General features: G+C 70.7%; 18 protein-coding genes and 1 tRNA gene. 14 read left to right on the top strand and 5 right to left on the bottom strand.

Going from position 1 to position 20,281, the window contains the following annotated elements:
- The 7 genes from ACYVC6_RS06590 to ACYVC6_RS06620 all read left to right on the top strand — a co-directional run bounded on the left by ACYVC6_RS06590 (position 1) and on the right by ACYVC6_RS06620 (position 7,993).
- Positions 1–1,497 (top strand): ABC transporter substrate-binding protein, encoded by a 1,497-nt coding sequence (locus tag ACYVC6_RS06590; protein WP_460712185.1) that lies wholly within the window; start codon positions 1–3, stop codon positions 1,495–1,497.
- Between the two features lie 3 nt (positions 1,498–1,500).
- Positions 1,501–3,510: a branched-chain amino acid ABC transporter permease gene (locus ACYVC6_RS06595; protein ID WP_460712187.1), complete on the top strand. Its 2,010-nt coding sequence runs from the start codon at positions 1,501–1,503 to the stop codon at positions 3,508–3,510.
- A complete protein-coding gene (locus ACYVC6_RS06600; protein WP_460712189.1) occupies positions 3,497–4,348 on the top strand; it encodes an ABC transporter ATP-binding protein in 852 nt (283 codons plus the stop codon). The genes ACYVC6_RS06595 and ACYVC6_RS06600 overlap by 14 nt, the downstream gene beginning before the upstream one ends.
- Complete coding sequence (locus ACYVC6_RS06605; RefSeq protein WP_460712191.1) at positions 4,345–5,052, top strand: ABC transporter ATP-binding protein; 708 nt, start codon at positions 4,345–4,347, stop codon at positions 5,050–5,052. Before ACYVC6_RS06600 ends, ACYVC6_RS06605 begins: the two co-directional genes overlap by 4 nt.
- Complete coding sequence (locus tag ACYVC6_RS06610) at positions 5,049–6,725, top strand: choice-of-anchor P family protein (RefSeq protein WP_460712193.1); 1,677 nt, start codon at positions 5,049–5,051, stop codon at positions 6,723–6,725. The genes ACYVC6_RS06605 and ACYVC6_RS06610 overlap by 4 nt, the downstream gene beginning before the upstream one ends.
- Entirely contained in the window at positions 6,722–7,285 is a 564-nt protein-coding gene (locus ACYVC6_RS06615) for a hypothetical protein (RefSeq protein ID WP_460712195.1), read from the top strand. The genes ACYVC6_RS06610 and ACYVC6_RS06615 overlap by 4 nt, the downstream gene beginning before the upstream one ends.
- Positions 7,286–7,672: 387 nt before the next feature.
- Positions 7,673–7,993, top strand: a complete 321-nt coding sequence (locus tag ACYVC6_RS06620; RefSeq protein ID WP_460712197.1) for a hypothetical protein — start codon at positions 7,673–7,675, stop codon at positions 7,991–7,993.
- 172 nt (positions 7,994–8,165) lie between these two features.
- Here ACYVC6_RS06620 and ACYVC6_RS06625 read toward each other — a convergent pair whose 3' ends face one another.
- Both ACYVC6_RS06625 and soxR read right to left on the bottom strand, forming a co-directional pair.
- A complete protein-coding gene (locus ACYVC6_RS06625) occupies positions 8,166–9,395 on the bottom strand; it encodes a DUF4032 domain-containing protein (protein ID WP_460712199.1) in 1,230 nt (409 codons plus the stop codon).
- 39 nt (positions 9,396–9,434) lie between these two features.
- The gene (gene soxR, locus ACYVC6_RS06630; protein ID WP_460712201.1) at positions 9,435–9,884 is read right to left on the bottom strand and encodes a redox-sensitive transcriptional activator SoxR; all 450 of its coding nucleotides are present in this window, start codon (positions 9,882–9,884) and stop codon (positions 9,435–9,437) included.
- Positions 9,885–9,991: 107 nt separating this feature from the next.
- Here soxR and ACYVC6_RS06635 point away from each other — a divergent pair, with 107 nt between their 5' ends.
- The 5 genes from ACYVC6_RS06635 (at position 9,992) to ACYVC6_RS06655 (ending at position 14,425) form a co-directional block, all read left to right on the top strand.
- Positions 9,992–10,723: an SDR family NAD(P)-dependent oxidoreductase gene (locus ACYVC6_RS06635; RefSeq protein ID WP_460712203.1), complete on the top strand. Its 732-nt coding sequence runs from the start codon at positions 9,992–9,994 to the stop codon at positions 10,721–10,723.
- Positions 10,724–10,751: 28 nt separating this feature from the next.
- Positions 10,752–10,824, top strand: a tRNA-Thr gene (locus ACYVC6_RS06640).
- Between the two features lie 166 nt (positions 10,825–10,990).
- Positions 10,991–13,042 (top strand): 4-alpha-glucanotransferase, encoded by a 2,052-nt coding sequence (gene malQ, locus ACYVC6_RS06645; RefSeq protein WP_460713317.1) that lies wholly within the window; start codon positions 10,991–10,993, stop codon positions 13,040–13,042.
- A gap of 25 nt (positions 13,043–13,067) precedes the next feature.
- On the top strand, positions 13,068–13,697 hold the full coding sequence (locus ACYVC6_RS06650) for a DUF2510 domain-containing protein (RefSeq protein ID WP_460712205.1): 630 nt from the start codon (positions 13,068–13,070) through the stop codon (positions 13,695–13,697).
- A complete protein-coding gene (locus ACYVC6_RS06655) occupies positions 13,697–14,425 on the top strand; it encodes an SDR family NAD(P)-dependent oxidoreductase (RefSeq protein WP_460712207.1) in 729 nt (242 codons plus the stop codon). Before ACYVC6_RS06650 ends, ACYVC6_RS06655 begins: the two co-directional genes overlap by 1 nt.
- A gap of 174 nt (positions 14,426–14,599) precedes the next feature.
- On the opposite strand, the gene ACYVC6_RS06660 is transcribed toward ACYVC6_RS06655, so the two are convergent.
- Positions 14,600–15,232 (bottom strand): trimeric intracellular cation channel family protein, encoded by a 633-nt coding sequence (locus ACYVC6_RS06660; RefSeq protein WP_460712209.1) that lies wholly within the window; start codon positions 15,230–15,232, stop codon positions 14,600–14,602.
- Positions 15,233–15,242: 10 nt separating this feature from the next.
- Positions 15,243–16,094, bottom strand: a complete 852-nt coding sequence (gene pdxY, locus ACYVC6_RS06665; RefSeq protein WP_460712211.1) for a pyridoxal kinase PdxY — start codon at positions 16,092–16,094, stop codon at positions 15,243–15,245.
- A gap of 160 nt (positions 16,095–16,254) precedes the next feature.
- Between pdxY and ACYVC6_RS06670 the strand changes: the two genes are divergently transcribed.
- Positions 16,255–17,913, top strand: a complete 1,659-nt coding sequence (locus tag ACYVC6_RS06670) for a GMC family oxidoreductase (RefSeq protein ID WP_460712213.1) — start codon at positions 16,255–16,257, stop codon at positions 17,911–17,913.
- A complete protein-coding gene (locus ACYVC6_RS06675; protein WP_460712215.1) occupies positions 17,910–19,469 on the top strand; it encodes a succinic semialdehyde dehydrogenase in 1,560 nt (519 codons plus the stop codon). The genes ACYVC6_RS06670 and ACYVC6_RS06675 overlap by 4 nt, the downstream gene beginning before the upstream one ends.
- A gap of 29 nt (positions 19,470–19,498) precedes the next feature.
- On the opposite strand, the gene ACYVC6_RS06680 is transcribed toward ACYVC6_RS06675, so the two are convergent.
- Positions 19,499–20,278 carry a dioxygenase family protein gene (locus ACYVC6_RS06680; RefSeq protein ID WP_460712217.1) on the bottom strand — a complete coding sequence of 260 codons (780 nt, stop codon included), beginning with the start codon at positions 20,276–20,278 and terminating at the stop codon, positions 19,499–19,501.
- Between the last annotated feature and the right edge of the window lie 3 nt (positions 20,279–20,281).

Here is a 20,281-nt window from a genome sequence, read left to right on the forward strand (position 1 = left end):
ATGTCGTCCGTACGCCGCAAGGCCGTGGTCGCCGCCGTGGTGGTCGGCGTGCTCACGCTGACCGCGTGCGGGTCGCAGCTCGACCCCGAGGACGTCGCGCAGGCCGGCGGAGGCACGGGCGGGACCCAAGAGGGGTCGGGGTCGGGCGGCGTCCTGGGCACCGACGCTGGCTCCGCGGGCAAGACGGGCACAGGTGACGCGGTGGCGGGCACCACGCCCGGGACCACCGGCTCGACCGGCACCACCGGGTCCACCGGCACGACCGGCACCAGCGGCACCGGGGGCGGCTCCGGCGACGGCTCCGGCGGGGGCGGCCAGGGTCAGGGTGACAACGCCGCGGACGGCGGGGCCGAGGCGGCCAGCTGCGACGGGTTCAAGAACCAGACCGGCATCACCGACGACAAGATCGTGATCGCCAACGCCTCGGACATCTCCGGCCCGGTGCCGGGGATCTTCGAGTCCGCCCAGCAGGCGACCCGCGCCTACGCGGCCTACTTCAACTCCACCGGCGACATCTGCGGTCGCAAGCTCGAGGTCACCCTGCTCGACAGCCGGGCCGACGCCGGCGCCGACCAGCAGGCCTACACGCGGGCGTGCGCGGAGGCGTTCGCCGCGGTCGGCTCGATGTCAGCCTTCGACTCCGGCGGTGCGGGGGCGGCCGAGGGCTGCGGGCTCCCGGACATCCGGTCCACCTCGGTCAACCCCGAGCGGACCAAGTGCTCGACCTGCTTCAGCGCGCAGTCGGTCAACGTCGGGCTGGTGCCGAGCGTCGTACCCAACTTCTTCCTGTCGAAGTACAAGAGCTCGACCGAGCACGTCGGCCTGCTCTACATCAACGCCGGCGCCGCGCCGCCCAACGCGATCAAGTTCCGTGACGCATGGACCAAGGCGGGCTGGAACATCGACGTGTTCGCCGGCATCGACGTCTCGGAGTTCAACTTCGCGCCCTACGTCCAGCAGATGAAGGACAAGAACGTCGACCTGGTGGTCTACGTCGGTCCCTACCAGAACACCGTCAAGCTCCAGCAGGCGATGGACCAGCAGGACTTCGACCCCACGGTGTTCCTCCAGGACGCCACGATCTACGACGAGCGCTACGTCGAGCAGGCCGGCTCGCTGGGTGACGGGACGTTCGTCTACTCCTCGACCGCGATGTTCGACGACCTGAAGAACAAGGAGATGGCGCTCTACCGCTCCTGGCTCTCCCAGGTGAGCCCCGGCGCCGTCCCCAACTACTACGGCCTCTACGCCTGGTCGGCCGCCCGGCTGTTCGTGCAGGAGGCGGTCAAGCTCGGCGGCAAGCTCGAGCGGGCGTCCCTGGTCGCCGCGTTCGCCAAGGTCAAGGACTGGACCGGCAACGGCGTCCACGTCCCCCAGCAGGTCGGCGCGCGGACGACCTACAACTGCGCGCAGATCATCCAGCTCAACGGCGGCAAGTGGACCCCGGTCTCGGGCAACGGCTTCCAGTGCGGCCCTCTCATCGACGTCGGAGGCTGACCCATGAGTTCGTTCCTCGCCTACACGATCTTCGGGCTGTTCTCCGGGGCGGCCTACGCGATCGCCGCCAGCGGCCTGGTGCTGACCTACACGACCACCCGGGTGTTCAACATCGCCCACGGCGCCTTCGGCATGGTCCTGTCGTTCCTGTTCTGGGACTTCAGCGTCCGCCAGGGCCTGCCGATCTGGCTCTCCCTGATCCTCACGCTCTTCGTGGTGGCGCCGGCGATCGGCTGGTTCATCGCCCGGTTCGTCGCCAGGGGCCTCGGCGAGGCGCCGGTCAGTGTCGGGCTGGTGGTCACGGTGGGTCTCCTCGTGGGCTGCATCGGCTTCGCCACCCAGGTCTACAAGCCCGAGGCGCGCACCGTCCTGCCGTTCTTCCCCGAGACCAGCTTCTCGCTCGGCGACACCAACATCACCGCCCACCAGCTCATCACGATCCTGGCCTCGGTGGCGGTGGCCGGCGGCCTCTACGCGCTCCTCAACCGGACCCGGATCGGCACCGCCATGAGGGCCTCGGTCGACAACCCCGAGCTGCTCAAGCTGTTCGGTGGCAAGCCCGACCAGGTCGCCACGCTGTCGTGGATGATCGGCATCTCGCTCGCCGGCCTCGGCGGCATCCTGCTGGTCTCGACCGTCGGTCTGGACACCTACTCGCTGACGCTGCTGGTGATCAACGCCTACGCCGCCGCGATGCTGGGCCGTCTCAAGAGCCTGCCGCTGACCTTCCTCGGCGCGATGGGTCTCGGCCTGCTGAGCGCCTACGCCCCGGTCTACCTCCCGCAGGAGGGCCTGATCGGCACGGTCGACAACGTCGTGCCGGCGCTCTTCCTCTTCATCGTCATCGTCGCGATGCCGCAGGCCCAGCTGCGCATCGGCCAGGTCAAGGGCATCGTCTCGGCGCCACTCCCGTCGCTGCCCAAGGCGCTCGGCTGGGGTGCGGCCCTCCTCATCTTCGTGGCGCTGCTGACCGGCTCGACCTCGGAGGCCAACCTGCTGCTGGTCGGCACCGCCGCGACGTACGCCATCGTGATGCTGTCGCTGGTGCTGCTCACCGGCTACGGCGGGCACGTGTCGCTGGCGCAGTTCACCTTCGCCGGGGTCGGGGCGCTGACCTACGCCAAGCTCGACGAGCCCAACCTCTACGGCCTGCTGGTCTCGGCGCTCGTCGCGGCCGGCGTGGGTGCCGTGGTGGCCCTGCCGGTGCTCCGGCTGACCGGGCTCTACCTTGCGCTGTCGACGCTCGCGTTCGCCTCGATCATGGACAAGATGCTGTTCCAGGCGGACTTCGCGTTCGGCTTCAACGGCACGCTCGGGGCCGAGCGCCTCTCGATCCTCGGCCGGTCGGTCACCTCGACCGGCGGCTACGTCTTCGTGATGTCGGTGTTCTTCGTCCTGATGGCCTTCCTGCTCCTCCTGGTGCGGCGCGGCGTGATCGGCCGGATGCTCCTCGCGATGCGCGACAGTCCCGCGGCCTGCGGCACCCTCGGGCTGGACATGCGGTGGTTCCGGGTCGGCCTGTTCGCGGCTTCGGCGGGCATGGCCGGACTCGCCGGCGGCCTCTACGCCGGTCTGCGGCAGAGCGTAGGAGCCGCCGAGTTCCAGTTCTTCAACAGCCTGCCGCTGCTGCTGCTCGCGGTGGTGCTGGGGGTCACCTCGGTCACCGGGGCGGCCCTGGGCGGGACCGGGCTGATGCTGCTCTACAACTTCCCGGAGGCCCAGGCGATCCTCTTCATCATCCTCGCCGTCGGTGCCGTCCTGCTCGGCCGCAACCCCAACGGGCTCGCGATCTACGTCTTCCGGCTGGGGCGCTGGCTCCAGGGCCAGATCGGGCCACGGCTGCTGTCCAGGCTGCCGGCCCTGCCGATGACCGGGGAGAACGACGACGCGGATCCCGCGTCACGAAATGACGATGACCTCGTTGACATCGATGAGACCACCGTCACGCCGGCGGTGGACCCCGGGAGAGACACAGGGGACGCGAGGGAGGTGGCCGCTCATGGCGCACGTTGACACCAGCGTCGCCCCCGGCCACGAGCTCGGCGACGCGCTCCTGCGCGTCGAGGACGTCGTGGTGCAGTTCGGTGGCGTCACCGCTGTCGACCACGCCTCGTTCGTCGCCGCCGCCGGGCGGATCACCGGCCTGATCGGCCCCAACGGCGCCGGCAAGACCACGTGCTTCAACGTCATCAGCGGGCTGCAGCGCCCGACCAGGGGCACCGTCAGGTTCCAGGGCCGCAACGTGACCCGGTTGCCGGTCAACCGCCGCGCCAAGCGCGGCATGGGTCGCACCTTCCAGCGGCTCGAGGCGTTCGGCTCGCTGAGCGTCCGGGAGAACGTCCGCGTCGCCCACGACATCCACGCCGGCCTGCTCGGCCTGGTCCGGCCCGCCAAGGCCGACGTCGAGGGCCTGCTCGAGCGGGTCGGCATCGCGGCGTACGCCGACGAGCGGGCCGACTCGATCCCGACCGGCACCGCCCGACTGCTGGAGCTCGCGCGCTGCCTGGCCGGGGACCCCAAGCTGCTGCTGCTCGACGAGCCGTCCTCCGGGCAGGACGAGAGCGAGACCGACGCGTTCGGAGAGCTGCTCAAGGAGCTGGCGGCCGAGGGCCGCGGCATCGTCATGGTCGAGCACGACATGGACCTGGTGATGGCGGTCTGCGACGAGATCCACGTCCTCGACTTCGGTCGCATCATCGCCTCCGGTCCACCGTCGATGATCCGCAGCGACCCGGCGGTCCAGAAGGCCTACCTCGGCTACTCCGACGAAGCCGACGCTGCCGACGACGTCACGCTCACCGACATCCCTGCGGTCGAGCAGACCCAGCAGATCCCGGCGGTGAGCAGATGAGCGTCCCGATCCTGGAGGTCGTCGACCTGCACGCGGCCTACGGCCGGATCGAGGTGCTTCGCGGGGTCGACCTCACCATCCCCAAGGGTGCGGTGATGGCGCTGCTCGGCCCCAACGGTGGTGGCAAGTCGACGCTGACCAAGATCATCAGCGGTCAGAAGGCACCGACCAGCGGCCACATCCACCTGGCCGGGGTCAACCTCCGCGACGCCCCGCCGGAGGAGCTGGCCCGGGTCGGCCTGTGCACGGTCCCGGAGGGTCGGTCGGTCTTCCCCAACCTCACGGTGGAGGAGAACCTCACCCTGATGTCCTACGCCGGGGTGCCCGCCGAGGCGGTGCTGGAGACCGCGTTCGCCTACTTCCCGCGCCTGCTCGAGCGGCGCAAGCAGCTGGCCGGCACCATGTCGGGCGGCGAGCAGCAGATGCTGGCGATGTCGCGGGCGCTCGCCTCCGACCCGGCCCTGCTGCTGCTCGACGAGCTCTCCATGGGCCTGGCGCCCCTGATCGTCGACGAGCTCTACGAGACCGTCGCCCAGATCGCCCAGAGCGGCGTCTCGATCCTGTGCATCGAGCAGTTCGCGCGCACCGCCCTGCGGGTCTCCGACTACGCGGCCGTCATGACCGGAGGGCGCATCGTCGCCACCGGCGAACCGGAGGAAATCATGGCCACCATGTCCGACGTCATCCTGGGCGGTGCGGCATGAACCGCCGCCGCCTTGCGCTCCCTGTGGTCGCCGCCGGGCTGGTGGCGCTGGCGCTGCCGCTCGCCGGTGGTGCTCCTGCCGGGGCTTTCGCGGCGGCCGAGGAGGGTGAGAAGAAGTTCGGCTACAGCGCCTTGACCACGGCGACGCCGGTCTACATCGAGGTCTACGAGCCCACCATCCCGATCCCCGCCTACCCGCAGGCTGAGGTCATGTTCGGCTACACCAGGGTTGTCGCCGACAGCAGCAGCAGCCGCGGCCGGGCGTCGTACGTCTGGCCCGGTGACGCCGTCGGCGAGGGCGCCAAGACGATCGAGCAGGCTCTCATCGAGGATCCGCGCCTGCAGTTCTTCCCGATTCCCGATGAGGTCAAGGACTCGATCTATGAGGCCGGCTACCCCCTCCAGGTCAACTCGGGCTACCCGTCCGGTGCCGCAGGCGAGGCCAACGAGCCCGCTCCCGGCACGGTGATGCGGACCGGCGCGACCGAGAAGGCGACGTACGCACAGAGCGGCTACTCGTCTACCTGCGACACCTCCGGGGGCGAGGAGGGCGGCGGCGAGGGCGGCGAGGAACCGCCGGTCCCGGGCCTGCCGGAGATCCCGATCCCGATCCCCGGTCTCGAGAACCTGTTCGATGCGTTGTCGGACCGTTCGGCCACGACGACCAGGAGCTCGGCGCGGTCGGCCGCGGCCGAGGAGCCGGCGACCGAGTGCCAGATCCCCGCTCAGATGGCGGCCCTGGCCACCTTCGGTGGGTTCCAGGCATCCACCTACGCCGAGCGCACCCCCGGAGAGATCAGGGGCGTCTCGCGCTCGGCGGTCGGCGACGTCAGCCTGTTCGGCGGGGTCATCACGATGTCCGGGGTCAAGGCCAAGGTCACCTCGTCCAGCGACGGCACCGCGCCCAAGGGCAAGGGCAAGGCCAACTACGGCACGATCACCATCGCCGGTGAGGAGTTCTCCATCGGCCCCGACGGCATCGAGGGCGGCGGTCAAGCAAGTCCCATCCCGGGCCTGCCGGACGAGCCCAAGGCAGCGTTGGCCGAGCTCGGCGTCACCGTCACGGTCCCCGAGCCGGTCTTCGACGTTGACGAGAAGGAGATCAAGAGCGTCGTGGAGGGTCTCATCATCGAGATCGACACCAAGACGCTCAGCGACGGGCTCCGCACGCTTCCGCTGCAGGACATCCTCGACCAGCTCCCCGAGGACATGAAGGAGCTCAAGAAGGCGCTGCAGGCCGCTATCAACCTCTCGCCGCGGATCGTCATCCACCTGGGTCGGGCGACCGCCAAGGTGGAGACCGCCGACCCGATCGAGATCCCGGACTTCGTCCCGGACAACGACCCTGGCGCTGAGGAGACCACCGAGGACACCGGCGGCTCCTCGGGCGGCGGAGCGACCGGTGGCGCCGCCGGCGGCGTCACCTCACCGACCACCACGCCGACCGCCTCGTCGCCGACGACGACGGACACGGCGCTGCCACCGGCGGAGCTCGCCTCCGGTCTGCCGGCGTTGTTCTCGATCCCCGGCCTGCTCATGGTGGGCGCGATCGCCGGTGCGTGCGTCGCCGGCAGCTATATCCGCCGGATGGGCGCGATGGCGCTCGGCGGCGGCGGCGCCTGCTCCCACGGCCTCGACTCGGGTCTGCCCGACCTGCGAAAGGTGAACTCATGACTACCGTGCCAACGACTCCCCAGCGAGCAAGCGGCGCCCGGATGGGCGCCGGGTCGACCAGCCTGCCCCGCGCCGGCTCGACCGGCGCGGCGCCGCTGAAGAACAACAACTTCCAGCTCCTCCAGGTGGTGCTGTTCTGGGCGGGTGCCGTGCTCCTGCCGACGGGCCTCGTGGTCATCGTCCTGGGCTGGTACGGCGCCGCGAACACGCCCTACCAGTACGACCAGCTGTCCTACCTCGTGTCCGGTGGCCTGCTGGGTCTCGGCCTGACCTTCGTGGGTGGGTTCCTCTACTTCGGCGCCTGGCTCGCCCGGATCGCCAACGACGGCCGTGAGTCCAACAAGCGCCTGGCCGACACGCTGCTGGTGCTCGCGGACGTCACCTCGCGCGCCGCAGCGGTCAACGACCAGGGCATCGACGTCGACGCGCTGCCGGTCACCGCCGGTGACGGCACGACGATGCACCGTCGCGACTGCTCGCTCATCGCCCACCGCGACGACCTGCGTCCGGTCGGCGAGGACAACGCCCACCTGACCGCCTGCCGCGTTTGCCGTCCCTGACGGCGGGCCACGCCTCGAGCCTGCGGCATTGAGTAGCAAATCGTTCCGTGCGTAACGAATTCCCTGGTGCCGCGTTTGACCACCGTCCGTCAGTTGCGTTCCCGAGGTGTGACCTTGTCCATGATTCGTTCGGCGCGAGTGATTCAGACGCTTGCCCTTGCCGCTCTGACCGTTGTGCTCGCGATGGCTCCCGCCGGGCTACCCGCCGCCGCAGCTCCCCTGTCAGCAGCTGCTGCTTCGTCAGCGGGCCCGATGATCGATGTCTGCGATCGTCTGGGCATCTCTGACTGCGATGAAGGTGCATCGTCACTGGCGCCGACCCAGGTGACGTCGTCCCGAGCCGGGCTTTGTAGCGTCACGTGGTACACGTACGGTCCGGGCGTTCATGTGAACTACACAACGGTTGGACCCGTCTACTACACGTACTTCTTTCTGGACGCCAACGTCACGGGGTGCTCCACCGCGCAGTCGATGGCCGTGGACGTGCAGAATCGTCCGGCGGCGTCGACGACTCCGGAGAGCACCGTCAGTGGCACCAACTACTGCGTCACCGCGACGTCGTGCACGGTTCACACCGGTTGGGGTCACCCTGACTACCTGTTCAAGGTCGCACCTGTGTGCTTCCACGCCAGTAGTCGCGTGGTAGCCAACGGGGCGGCGTACCACAGGTACTTCCCGGCCGGGACCTACGGCAACTCCTGCTACTAGTGGCCACCACCGGTAGCTCGTCGGGTGTCCCGCACCCCGGGCACGCACGTCGCCGCGTTGCCGTCGCTCGCTGGACGAGCAAGTACGGCTGCGCTCCGGCGCCTTCGACGAACTACCGGTGGCAACCACTGCTTCCGGCTCGAGCGCCTCTGAATGCTCGTGGGCACGGAGGTTACGGGCTGTCGTCTGCGTCTCCGCCGGGGGCGGCCAACGCCTCGTCCGGCTTGGTGCTGAGCACGTTGGAGATGTAGTCGGCGGCGGCCTCGAAGGTGTCGACCTCGGCACCGCGCTGCTCGGAGAGGAACCAGCGGTGCTGGAGGATCTCGTGGAAGACCTCCGCGGGCTCGAGCTTGCCGCGCGCCTCGCCCGGCACCATCGCCTGGACCGGCTCGTAGATCTGGGTGAGCCAGCGGTTGGCGACCAGCGTGCGGTCCTCCCGGCCCAGGTCGAAGTGCGCGGTGAACGAGGCGATGTCGTTGAGCAGGCGCCGCGCCTGGAGGTCCTCGACGTGGAGGCCGGTCAGTGCCTGGAGCTCGCGCTGGTGATGGCCGAGCTCGACGACCTTGGGCTGGATCCGGATCCGGTCTCCGTCGAAGTCGGTGACGATGTCGAGCTCGTCGACGTCGAAGCCCAGGTCGTTGAGCCGCTCGATCCGCTGCTCGATGCGCCACAGCTCGTCGGCGCCGAACTCCTCCTCGGCGGTGAGCTCGCCCCACAGCGCGTGGTAGCGCTCCTCGAGCAGCTCCACGATGTCGTGCGCCTCGACCTCGTAGCCGACCGCCTCGCTGGCCTGCAGGTCGAGCAGCTCGCCGAAGACGTTCTCGGTCGCCAGGGTCACGTCGTACTGCCGCAGCTGGGGAGACAGCTCGGGCTTGAACTCGCCGGTCTCCGCGTCCACGAGATAGGCCGCGAAGCCGCCAGCACTGCGGCGGAACAGGACGTTGGACAGGGAGACGTCGCCCCAGAAGAAGCCGGTCAGGTGCAGCCGGACGAGCAGCACCACGAGCGCGTCGACGAGCGAGGGCAGGTTGTCGGCTGACAGGCCGTGGGAGAACAGGCTGCGGTAGGGGAGCGAGAAGCGCAGGTGCTCGGTCAGCAGCGCGCTCGGCAGCGGCTCGCCGTCCTTCCCGACCCGCCCGGTCACGACGCCCTGGGCGACCACCGCCGGGAGACCGAGGCGCTGCAGGTCGCGCAGCAGCCGGTACTCGCGGAACGCGATGTCCTCGACGGTCTCCTTGACGGCGTACGTCCGCTCACCGAGCCGCACGATCCGCACGACGTGCCGCGAGAGCCCGCGGGGGAGGGGGACGACGTGCGGCTCGCCCCACTCCTCGAGCGGCAGTGCCCAGGGCAGCGTCACTATCGCCGGATCCGGACGGCTCGCCACGATCCGGAGTGCCATGGAGACGAGGCTAGTGGTCAGGCGTGGGCGGCCGCGCCGTCACCAGCGACGCTTCTCGGGGTCCAGGAGCACCGCGCCGGGGCCGAGGCCGGCCAGCTCGTCGCCGGGGTTGGTCAGCGCGCACGACCGCAGGCTGAGGCAGCCGCAGCCGATGCAGCCCTCCAAGCGGTCGCGCAACAGCTCGAGGCGGCGGATCTGGGCGTCCAGCCGCGGCCGCCAGGACTGGCTCAGCCGGTGCCAGTCGGCCTTGGTCGGCGTCCGCCCGTCGGGGAGCGTGGCGAGCGCGTCGCCGATCTCCTCCAGCGTCAGCCCGACCCGCTGGGCGGTGCGGATGAACGCGACCCGGCGCAGGGTCGATCGCTCGTAGCGGCGCTGGTTGCCTGTCGTGCGCTCCGAGCCGACCAGTCCCCGCGACTCGTAGAAGCGGATCGCCGAGGTGGCGACCCCGGACCGTTCGGCGAGCTCGCCGATCGTCAGCGTTGACGTCATACCTCAACGTTACTTGAGGTAGACAGACGCCTTCGGTACCTGAGGAGGTCGCGCAGCGACCGTCTCGAAGGTAGAACGTGTTCTAGTTCGACTGGTAGCGTCCGTCCATGCCCACTGCTCCCGCCGACGGCCAGCGCGTCGTCGTCCTCACCGGCGCCGCGTCCGGGATCGGCTACGCGACCGCCGAGCTGTTCCGTGACCAGGGCGACCTGGTCTTCGGCCTCGACATCTCGCCGGTGGTGCCGGACGGCGTCGAGTACGTCGAGTGCAACGTCGCCGACAAGGCCGCCGTCGACGCGGCGATCGCCCACTGCGCGCAGCACGGCCGCATCGACGTCCTGGCCAACGTGGCCGGCGTCGTCCAGTTCGGCCGGGTCGACGGGATCACCGAGGCGGAGTACGACCGGGTCCTGGCGGTCGACCTCAAGGGCCCGTTCTTCCTCATGCAGGCGGCGCTGCCGCACCTGCGGGCCTGCGGCGGCAACATCGTCAACGTCTCGTCGGTGGCCGGCAACAAGCCGCAGGGCTACTCCGCGGCGTACTCGGCGGCCAAGGGCGGTCTCACCCAGCTCACCAAGGCGATGGCCCTCGAGCTGTCCCCCGAGGGCATCCGGGTCAACGCGATCTGCCCGGGCACCGTCGCCACCCCGCTGGTCGACCACGTCGCGGCCAACTTCCCGTCCGACCTCGACCCACGAGTGATGGACCGGCTGATGATGATGCTGCCCGGGCCTGCCATCACCCCCGACGAGATCGGCCAGGCGATCGTCTACCTCGCCTCGCCCGCGGCCCGGATGATCACCGGTTCGATCCTGGCCTTCGATGGCGGGATGAGCTGAACGGGCAACTACGATTGCCGGCGCACATGCCGGTGTAGCTCAGTTGGTAGAGCGTTCGCCTTGTAAGCGAAATGTCGCGGGTTCGACTCCTGTCACCGGCTCCGGCGTAGAGCTGTAACTCGGTGTCCGGACCTCTGCCACGGCGTCCTGACACCGTGGTGGAGGTCCGGACACCGGGTTACAAGCCGACCACCCGGCCCTGACAAGATCGGGTGGGTGACGTCTCCCACGGGCTCGCTGGTCGAGCTCGCCCACGCCTACGGCGTCATGACGGAGTACGTTGACTTCCGCGGTACGCCGGTCCGGGTCTCCGCGGAGACCATCGAGGCGGTGCTGGCCGTCATGGACGTCGACGTCTCCGACCCGGCGCGCGCGCTGGCCGAGAAGGACCTCGAGGACTGGCGGCGGATGGTGCCGCCGTGCCTGGTCGTGGTCCAAGGCGAGGCGAGCACCTGCTGGGTGCACGTGGTCGACGGCGACCCGGCCCACCTGGAGGTCGAGCTCGAGGACGGCACCTGGCGGCGCCTCGACCAGACCGACCGCTGGGTCGAGCCCCGTGACGTGGACGGGACCCGGGTCGGTGAAGCCACGTTCGCGGTGCCGGCCGACCTGCCGCTCGGCTACCACACCCTGTACGCCAGCTCCGACGACGCCCGGGTGACCGGCACGCTGATCGTGACGCCCGCCTGGCTCGGGCTGCCCGACGGCGCCGGTGACGACCGGGAGTGGGGGTTCGCGGCGCAGCTCTACAGCGTGCGGTCCCGCGGCTCCTGGGGAGTGGGCGACCTGGCCGACCTCGGCATCCTCGCCTCCTGGTCGGCCGGTCTCGGCGCGGACTACGTGCTGGTCAACCCGCTGCACGCCGCCGAGCCGCTGCCTCCGCTCGAGCCGTCGCCCTACCTCCCCTCGACCCGGCGCTTCTTCAACCCGCTCTACCTCCGGGTCGAGGAGATCCACGAGTACGCCGACCTGCCGCCGGCCGACCGGGCGACGGTCGAGCAGCTCAGGTCCCAGGTGCCTGCGGGGCAGGACGCCGACTCGGCGATCGAGCGGGACCCGGCGTGGTCGGCGAAGCGGGCCGCGCTGCTGCTCGCGCACGGCGTGCCGCGCCGGCCCGAGCGCGAGGCGGCGTACGCCGCGTTCCGTGAGCGGGAGGGCGAGGCGCTCGTCCAGTACGCGACCTGGAGCGTGCTGGCCGAGGACCACGGCAACGACGCGCGCACGTGGCCGGCCGAGCTCCAGGACGCCCACGGTGAAGCGGTGGCGGCGTTCGCGGCGACCCACGCCGACCGTGTCGACTTCGCGATGTGGCTGCAGTGGGTGCTGGACGAACAGCTCGAGGCGGTGCAGGCCGGGGCCCTGTCCGCGGGCATGCGGCTCGGCACCATGCACGACCTCGCCGTCGGCGTGCACCCCGGCGGCGCGGACGCCTGGCGCCTCCGCGACGTCTACGCCGAGGGTGTCCGGGTCGGCGCGCCGCCCGACCCCTACAACCAGCTCGGGCAGAACTGGAGCCAGCCGCCCTGGCGTCCCGAGCGGCTGGTTGAGCTGGCCTACGAGCCGTTCCGCGACCTGATCGGCGCCGTCCTGCGGCACGCGGGCGGCGTGCGCGTCGACCACGTCATCGGCCTGTTCCGGCTCTGGTGGATCCCCGAGGGCATGCCGGCCGACCAGGGCACCTATGTGCACTACGACCACCGGGCCCTGGTCGGGGTGCTCGCGCTCGAGGCGCACCGGGCCGGAGCCGTCGTCGTCGGCGAGGACCTGGGCGTGGTCGCCCCGGAGGCGCGTGGCTACCTGCGCGAGCGGGGCATCCTCGGCACCTCGATCCTGTGGTTCGAGCGCGAGGGCGACGCGGTGCTGCCGGCCGAGCGGTGGCGCGAGTGGTGCCTGGCCTCGGTCACCACGCACGACCTGCCACCGTCGGCCGGCTACCTCGCCGGCGACGGCGTCCGGCTCCAGCACTCCCTCGGGCTGCTCGAGGGCACGCTGGAGGACGAGCTCGCTGCGGCCGCCGCCTACCGGGAGACCTGGCTCGCCGAGGTACGCCGGCGCACCGGCCTGGCACCGGACGCCGACGTGGACGAGACGGTCCTGGCGCTGCACCGCTACCTGGCGCTCACCCCGGCGCGGCTGCTGTGCGTCGCGCTCACCGACGCGGTCGGCGACCGGCGTACGCAGAACCAGCCGGGCACCGTCGACGAATACCCCAACTGGCGGGTGCCGCTGGCGGGCCCGGACGGCGTGCCACTGCTGCTCGAGGACGTCGTGGCGTCGGGACGCGCCGCGGCGACGGCTAGGGCGGTACTGGACCAGTAGGGCCCCGACGCGGGAGGGTGCCGCCATGACACAGACCCCGCAGACGCCGGCCGGGTGGTACCCGGAGGGTGGCGTCGAGCGCTGGTGGGACGGCAACGCGTGGACCAGCCACACCCGGCCGCTCCCGGGAGCCGCGCCGGCGACGCCGCCACCGCCGTACGGCACGGCTCAGCCCTACGGGGTCGTCCAGCCGGCGGCGCCGGCCAAGAGCAACCTGGCGCGCAACCTCCTGATCGCGTTCGCGGCGCTGTTCCTGCTCTGCGGCGGCGGCTGCGTCGCGGTCGTCGCGTTCGTCGGCAACGAGGCGGAGAACGTGCTCAACGACGACACCGAGGGCGGACCCAACAACCCGCTCACGATCGAGCCGGGGGAGGGCTTCGAGGTCGCCGGCTTCGAGTACGCCGACGGCTGGACGGTCGGGCCCGACGCCGCCGGCCTGCTCGCGGTCCAGGGGCTGAAGGTCACCAACGACCGAGGCAAGACCGACCAGGCCTTCGTGACGATCAGCCTGCTGTCGGACGACGAGGCGCTGGCCGAGGCGACCTGCACCAGCGACGGCCGGATCCCCGAGGGACGGACCGTGACGCTCACCTGCGTCAGCAGCGACACGATGCCTGCCGAGTACGACGAGGTCACCATCAAGGACGTCATCTAGTGCCCCAGGCAGGGCGGCGGTTCCAGGGCAAACGGGCACTGGTCAGCGGCGCGGCGGGCGGCATCGGCCGCGCCACCGTCGAGCGCCTTGCGGGAGAGGGCGCCGCGGTCGTCGGCGTCGACCTGCGCGAGGCCGACGGGGTGCGCGGCTGCGACGTCAGCGACCCGGGCTCCGTGACGGCGGCGGTCGCGGCCGCGGTCGAGGAGCTCGGTGGGCTCGACGTACTCGTCAACGTGGCCGGCATCGACCAGTTCCGCCGGTTCGAGGACCTCGACGTCGAGACCTGGGAGCGCCACCTCGGCGTCAACCTGACTGGTCCGATGCTGATGAGCCACGCGGCGCTGCCGCACCTGAGGGCCAGTCGCGGCAACATCGTCACGATCGCCTCGATCGCCGGCCTGCGCGCCCAGCCCTACCAGGCGGCCTACTGCGCCTCCAAGGGCGGCGTGGTCATGCTGATGAAGTCCTTGGCCCTCGAGCTCTGGGCCGACGGGATCCGGGTCAACACCGTCTGCCCGGGCGGCGTCGAGACCGACCTGCCGATGGCCGCGGCCGCCGAGCACGCCGACTCCACGCTCGACTGGGGCCTCCTCACCGAGACCGCGGGCGGGCGCTACGGCTTCATGCCGCCGCGCGACATCGCCGACGCGGTGGCCTACCTGGCCTCCGACGCCGCCGCCTCGGTCACCGGTGCGGTGCTGTCGGTCGACCGCGGCACCGCCTGCTGACGCCGAGTCGGCGTTACTGACGGGCAGTAGCGCCGACTCGCCGGCGGTCAGGAGGCGGGGCTGGGGTCGAGTCGTCGTTACTGATAGGCAGTAGCGCCGACTCGCCGGCGGACAGGAGGCGGGGCTGGGGTCGAGTCGTCGTTACTGATAGGCAGTAGCGCCGACTCGCGGGAGTCAGGAGGCTGGGTCGACCCCGCGGGCTGGCATCGGCGCCCAGCCGTAGCGCATCGACAGCGCCCGCCAGCCGAAGCAGACGACCATCCCCGGGGCCAGCACCAGCGGTGTCGGCCAGCCGTAGTGGTGGCCGATCGCCGCGAGGGTGGCGCCCGCGAGGGCCGGCACGGCGTACCAGCCGGTGCCGGCCTCCAGGACCACCGGCACCCGGTTGGCCAGGACGTCGCGGACCATGCCGCCGCCGACCGCGGTGATCATGCCGAGAAGTGCGGCCGGGACCACGGACAGTCCGGCCTCGGAGGCCTTGACCGCGCCGTTGACGCAGAACAGCGCCAGCCCAGCGGCATCGAGGGTCAGGATGATGTTCTCCCAGCGCGCCACGACGGGGTGCCAGAGGAACGTCGCCAGGCCGGCGACCGCCGCGGCCAACAGGTAGCGCCAGTCGGTCAGCCCGGGCGGCGGCACGTCGGCGATGAGCACGTCGCGCAGCAGCCCGCCGCCCAGCCCGGTCGCGACGGCCAGCACCAGCGTGCCGAAGAAGTCCAGCCGCTTGCGCACCGCGACCAGCGCGCCGGTCAGCGCGAATACAAAGGTGCCGACCAGGTCGAGGGTGAGCGCGACGTACTCGTTCATGGCAGCCCGCTCACCGCAGCCGCCTGACCGGGAACCGCTCCGGCGGGTCGGCGATCGCGTCCTGGGCGGCGACGAGCTGGATCTCCCGGGTGCCCGCGGCCAGGGTCCGCTCGAGGATCGCGAACACGCTCGAGGTGGTCAGCGCCAGGGCCCGGGCGGGCGAGCCGGTCGTGGCGAGGTGGGCGAGGTAGAGCGCGGCGGTCACGTCGCCGCAGCCGCTGGGCGCGATCGGCAGGAGTGGCGTGGTGACCGCCCAGGCCCCCACGTCCGAGACCGCGACGAGGTCGAGGGAGTCGGGCGGTGTGTCCGCGACCTGCAGGCTGGTGACGAGCAGGTCCCGAGGCCCACGCTCGCGCACCGTGTCCGCGGCGGAGAGCACCTCGGCCAGGGAGGTGGTGTCGACCCCCGCCAGGAAGTCCAGCTCGAAGTGGTTGGGCGTGAGGATGTCGGCGGCCGGCACGACGGTGTCGCGGAAGAACTCCGGGATGCCGGGCCGGACGAACATGCCCCGGCCGACGTCGCCCATCACCGGGTCGCAGCAGTAGACCGCGTCCGGGTTGAGCTCCTTGACCCGCACGACGGCGTCGAGGATCACCGCGCCGACCGCCGGGTCGCCTTGGTAGCCGGACAGCACCGCGTCCACACCGGCGAGCGCGCCGCGGTCGTCGATGCCGGCGATCACCTCGCGGACGTCGGCCGGGTCGAGCAGTGGGCCGCGCCAGGCGCCGTAGCCGGTGTGGTTGGAGAACTGCACGGTGGACACCGGCCAGACCTCGTGCCCCAGCCGCTGCAGCGGGAAGACCGCGGCGGAGTTGCCGACGTAGCCGTAGGCCACCGACGACTGGATCGAGAGCACCTGCACGGCCTCATGGTGTCAGCGGCGGCCGGACTGGCGGCGTCGAGACGCACGGAATGGTCGTCCAGCCGCGCGCACCAGAGCCATTTGGTGTGTCTCGACGCCCGCGCGGCCCGCTCGCCGGACCATCTACCAGCAGAAACTAGAACGCGTTACAGTTCTGCCCATGTCACGCAGAAATGGCGCCGGTGCTCCCTACGCCAACGAAGCCGACTACGTGGTCGTCGGGTCCGGCAGCTCCGGTGCGGCGATCGCCGGCCGCCTCGCCGAGTCGGGCGCCAGCGTGATCGTCGTCGAGGCGGGCAAGACCGACGAGAAGTTCCTGGTCAGGAAGCCGGGGATGATCGGCCCGATGCACTCGGTGCCCGAGATCAAGCGGACCGTCGACTGGGGCTACTACTCGGTGCCGCAGAAGCACATCCTCGACCGCAAGATGCCCGTCCCCCGCGGCAAGGTCGTCGGCGGGTCGAGCTCGATCAACGGCATGGTCTACGTGCGCGGCAACCGCGCCAACTTCGACGACTGGGCCGCCGAGGGCAACACCGGCTGGGACGCCGACAGCGTCAACGCGGCCTACAAGCGGATGGAGGACTACGAGGGCGGCGAGGACGCCTTCCGGGGCTCCGGCGGACCGATCCGGGTCACCATCAACAAGAAGCCGCAGGAGGGGTCGCTCCAGTTCCTGCAGGCCACCGCGGACGTCATCGGCTGCAAGATCCTCGACGACTACAACGGCGCGTCGCAGGAGGGCGTGGCCCGGATGCAGCAGAACGCCGCCGACGGGCTGCGCTACAGCGCGTCGCGCGGCTACATCCACAACCTCGCGCCCAAGACCCTCGAGCTCCAGACCGAGACGCTGACCCGCAAGGTGATCATCGAGAACGGCCGGGCGGTGGGCATCGAGGTCCAGGACGTCAGCAAGCGCGGTAATGGCCGGGTCCGCACGATCCGGGCCAGCAAGGAGGTCATCCTCTCCGCTGGGTTCGTCGGCTCCGCGCAGATCCTGATGCTCTCCGGCGTCGGGCACGCCCAGCACCTGCGCGACCTCGGCATCGACGTCGTCGCCGACCTGCCGGTGGGCGACAACCTGCACGACCACATGTTCCACGCGCTGACCTTCCAGAGCAGCGCGAGCCGCAACAAGGGCACGGCGCCCTACTTCGCGAAGGGCGTGATGCGGGAGGTGCTGCGTCCGGGGACGACGTTCATGGCCAACTCGGTCTTCGAGGTGCTCGCGTTCCTCAAGACCTCGCAGGCCGGAGACATCCCCGACCTGCAGCTGCACCTGCTGCCGTGGGCCTACGTCTCGCCCAACCAGGACGAGCCGATCCGCCACGACGTCGACAAGCGCACCTCCCTGACCGTGCTGACGACGCTGATCTACCCCAGGAGCCGCGGCACCCTGCGGCTGGCGTCGGCCGACCCGACCGCCAGCCCGCTCATCGACTTCGGCTACCTCTCCGACCCCGCCGACCTCGAGCTGCTCGCGGAGGGCTCGGAGATGGTCCGCGAGATCATGGCCGGCGCGGCGTTCGGAGGCTCGGTCAAGGGGGAGACCCACCCGGGCAAGGAGCTCCAGGGCCAGGCGCTGCGCGACGCGATCCTCAACCGGGCGACCTCGGTCTACCACGGGGTCGGCACCTGCCGGATGGGCATCGACGAGCTCGCGGTCGTGGGCCCGGACCTCAAGGTCCGCGGCGTCGAGGGCCTGCGGGTCTGCGACGCATCGATCATGCCGTCCATCACCGGCGGCAACACCAACGCGCCCGCGATCATGATCGGCGAGCGCGGCGCCGACCTCGTCCTCAACGGGAGCCCCGCATGACCCTGAAGCGTCCCGCATCGATCACCGACGCCTTCCTCGACCAGCTCGTCGCCCGGGTCCCCTCGACCAGTGGCGGCACCTGGAAGCTCACCGAGGTCTACACCGGCGAGGTCCTCGTCGAGCTGCCGCAGTCGACCCCCGAGGACGTCGAGCGGGCGTACGCCGCGGCGCGCGCGGCCCAGGTGGAGTGGGCCGCCCGGCCGCTCAAGGAGAGGCTCGAGGTCTTCAAGCGGGCGCACGCGCTGTTCATCGACAACGCCGAGACCACGACCGACCTCATCCAGGTCGAGTCCGGCAAGAACCGGCGGATGGCCATCGAGGAGACCTGCGACCCGGTGATGGTGATGAGCCACTACCTCAAGCGGGCGCCCAAGCTGCTCAAGCCGGTCAAGCGCGGTGGCCCGGTGCCGATGCTCTCGACCTCGACCGAGATCCGCCAGCCCAAGGGCGTCATCGGCATCATCGCGCCCTGGAACTTCCCGTTCGCGACCGGCATCTCCGACTCCATCTCGGCGCTGATGGCCGGCAACGCCATCGTGCTCAAGCCGGACAACAAGACCGCGCTGTCGCCGCTCTACGGCGTACAGATGCTGGAGGAGGCCGGGCTGCCGCGCGGCCTGTTCCAAGTGGTGTGCGGCGAGGGACCGGACGTCGGTCCGACGCTGATCGACAACGCCAACTACGTCATGTTCACCGGCTCGACCGCCACCGGACGGGTGATCGGTGAGCGCGCCGGCCGCAACCTGATCGGTGCGTGCCTCGAGCTGGGCGGCAAGAACCCGATGATCGTGCTCGAGGACGCCAACCGTGACGAGGTCGTCCAGGGCCTGATGTTCGGGGCCTTCGGCAACACCGGGCAGATCTGCATGCACATCGAGCGCGTCTACCTGCCGGAGTCGCAGTACGACGACTACAAGCGCCGGTTCGTCGCCGCCACCGAGGCGCTGACCCTCGGGGCGTCGTACGACTTCGGGCCCGACGTCGGTTCGCTGGTCTCGCCGGACCACAAGGAACGAGTGCAGTCCCACGTCGAGGACGCGGTCGCCAAGGGCGCCACCGTGCTGACCGGCGGGAGAGCGCGGCCTGACCTCGGCCCGGCGTTCTTCGAGCCGACGATCCTCGAGGGCGTCACCAAGGACATGATCGCGGGAGTGACCGAGACCTTCGGCCCGGTCGTCGCGCTGCACAAGTACTCCACCGTCGACGAAGCCGTCGCGCTGGCCAACGACACCGACTACGGGCTCAACGCCTCGGTCTGGGGCGGCGACGTCGACAACGCGTGTGCCGTGGGCCGTCGGATCGAGTCGGGCAACGTCAACGTCAACGACATCCTGGCCACGGCGTTCGCGTCCAAGGGCACGCCGTCCGGTGGCGTCAAGCAGTCCGGCGTCGGCGCCCGCCACGGCGACCAGGGCCTGCTGAAGTACACCGACGTGCAGAACCTCGCCGTGCTCAAGAAGCAGGTCATGGGCGCCCGGCCGGGCCAGGACTACGACAAGTACGTCAAAGGCATGCTGTCCGGCCTCAAGATGATGCGGAAGACCCGGATCCGGTAGCCCTCGACCACCGACGCTCGCTGCGCTCGCTAGGCGACCTGCAGGCTCCGCTTCGACAGGCCCATCCAGAACCCGTCGATGACCTGGAGACCGGGCTCGGCGGGGTCGGTGGCGGCGCCGAGGGTCACGAACAGAGGGGTGTAGTGCTCGACCGTCGGGTGCGCGTAGGGCATGCCGGGCGCCTGGGAGCGGTAGTCGGCCAGGGCGTCGACGTCCCCGCGGGCCAGTGCCTCGCCGGCCCAGGCGTCGAAGTCGCGTGACCAGCCGGGGGCCTCGGCCTCGATCCGGAACTCCGTGAGGAACGGCAGACCGTGGGTCAGGAAGCCCGAGCCGATGATCAGCACGCCCTCGTCGCGCAGCGGCCGCAGGCGCTCACCGAGGGCCAGGAGGCGCTGCGGGTCGTGGGTCGGCAGGGACATCTGCAGCACGGGGACGTCGCCGTCCGGATACATGATCTTCAGCGGCACCCAGGCCCCGTGGTCGAGACCGCGGCTGGCGTGCTGGTGGACCGGCTCGCTGGCCGGCATCATCGCGATGATGCGCTGCGCCAGCTCGGTGGCGGCCGGGGTGCGGTAGGTCATGTTGTAGTACTTCGGGTCGAAGCCGCCGAAGTCGTAGACCAGCTCCACGCCGTCGGCCGAGAGGCTGACCGGCGCCGACTCCCAGTGCGCGCTCACGATGAGGATCGCGGTCGGTCGCGGGAGGCCCCGCGCCCACGCCGCGAGCTCGCCCGACCAGATCGGGTCGTCGAGCAGCGGGGGAGCGCCGTGGCCGATGTAGAGGGCGGGCATCCGGGCGCTGGTGGTCATGTC

This window comes from Nocardioides dilutus, from assembly GCF_054779555.1.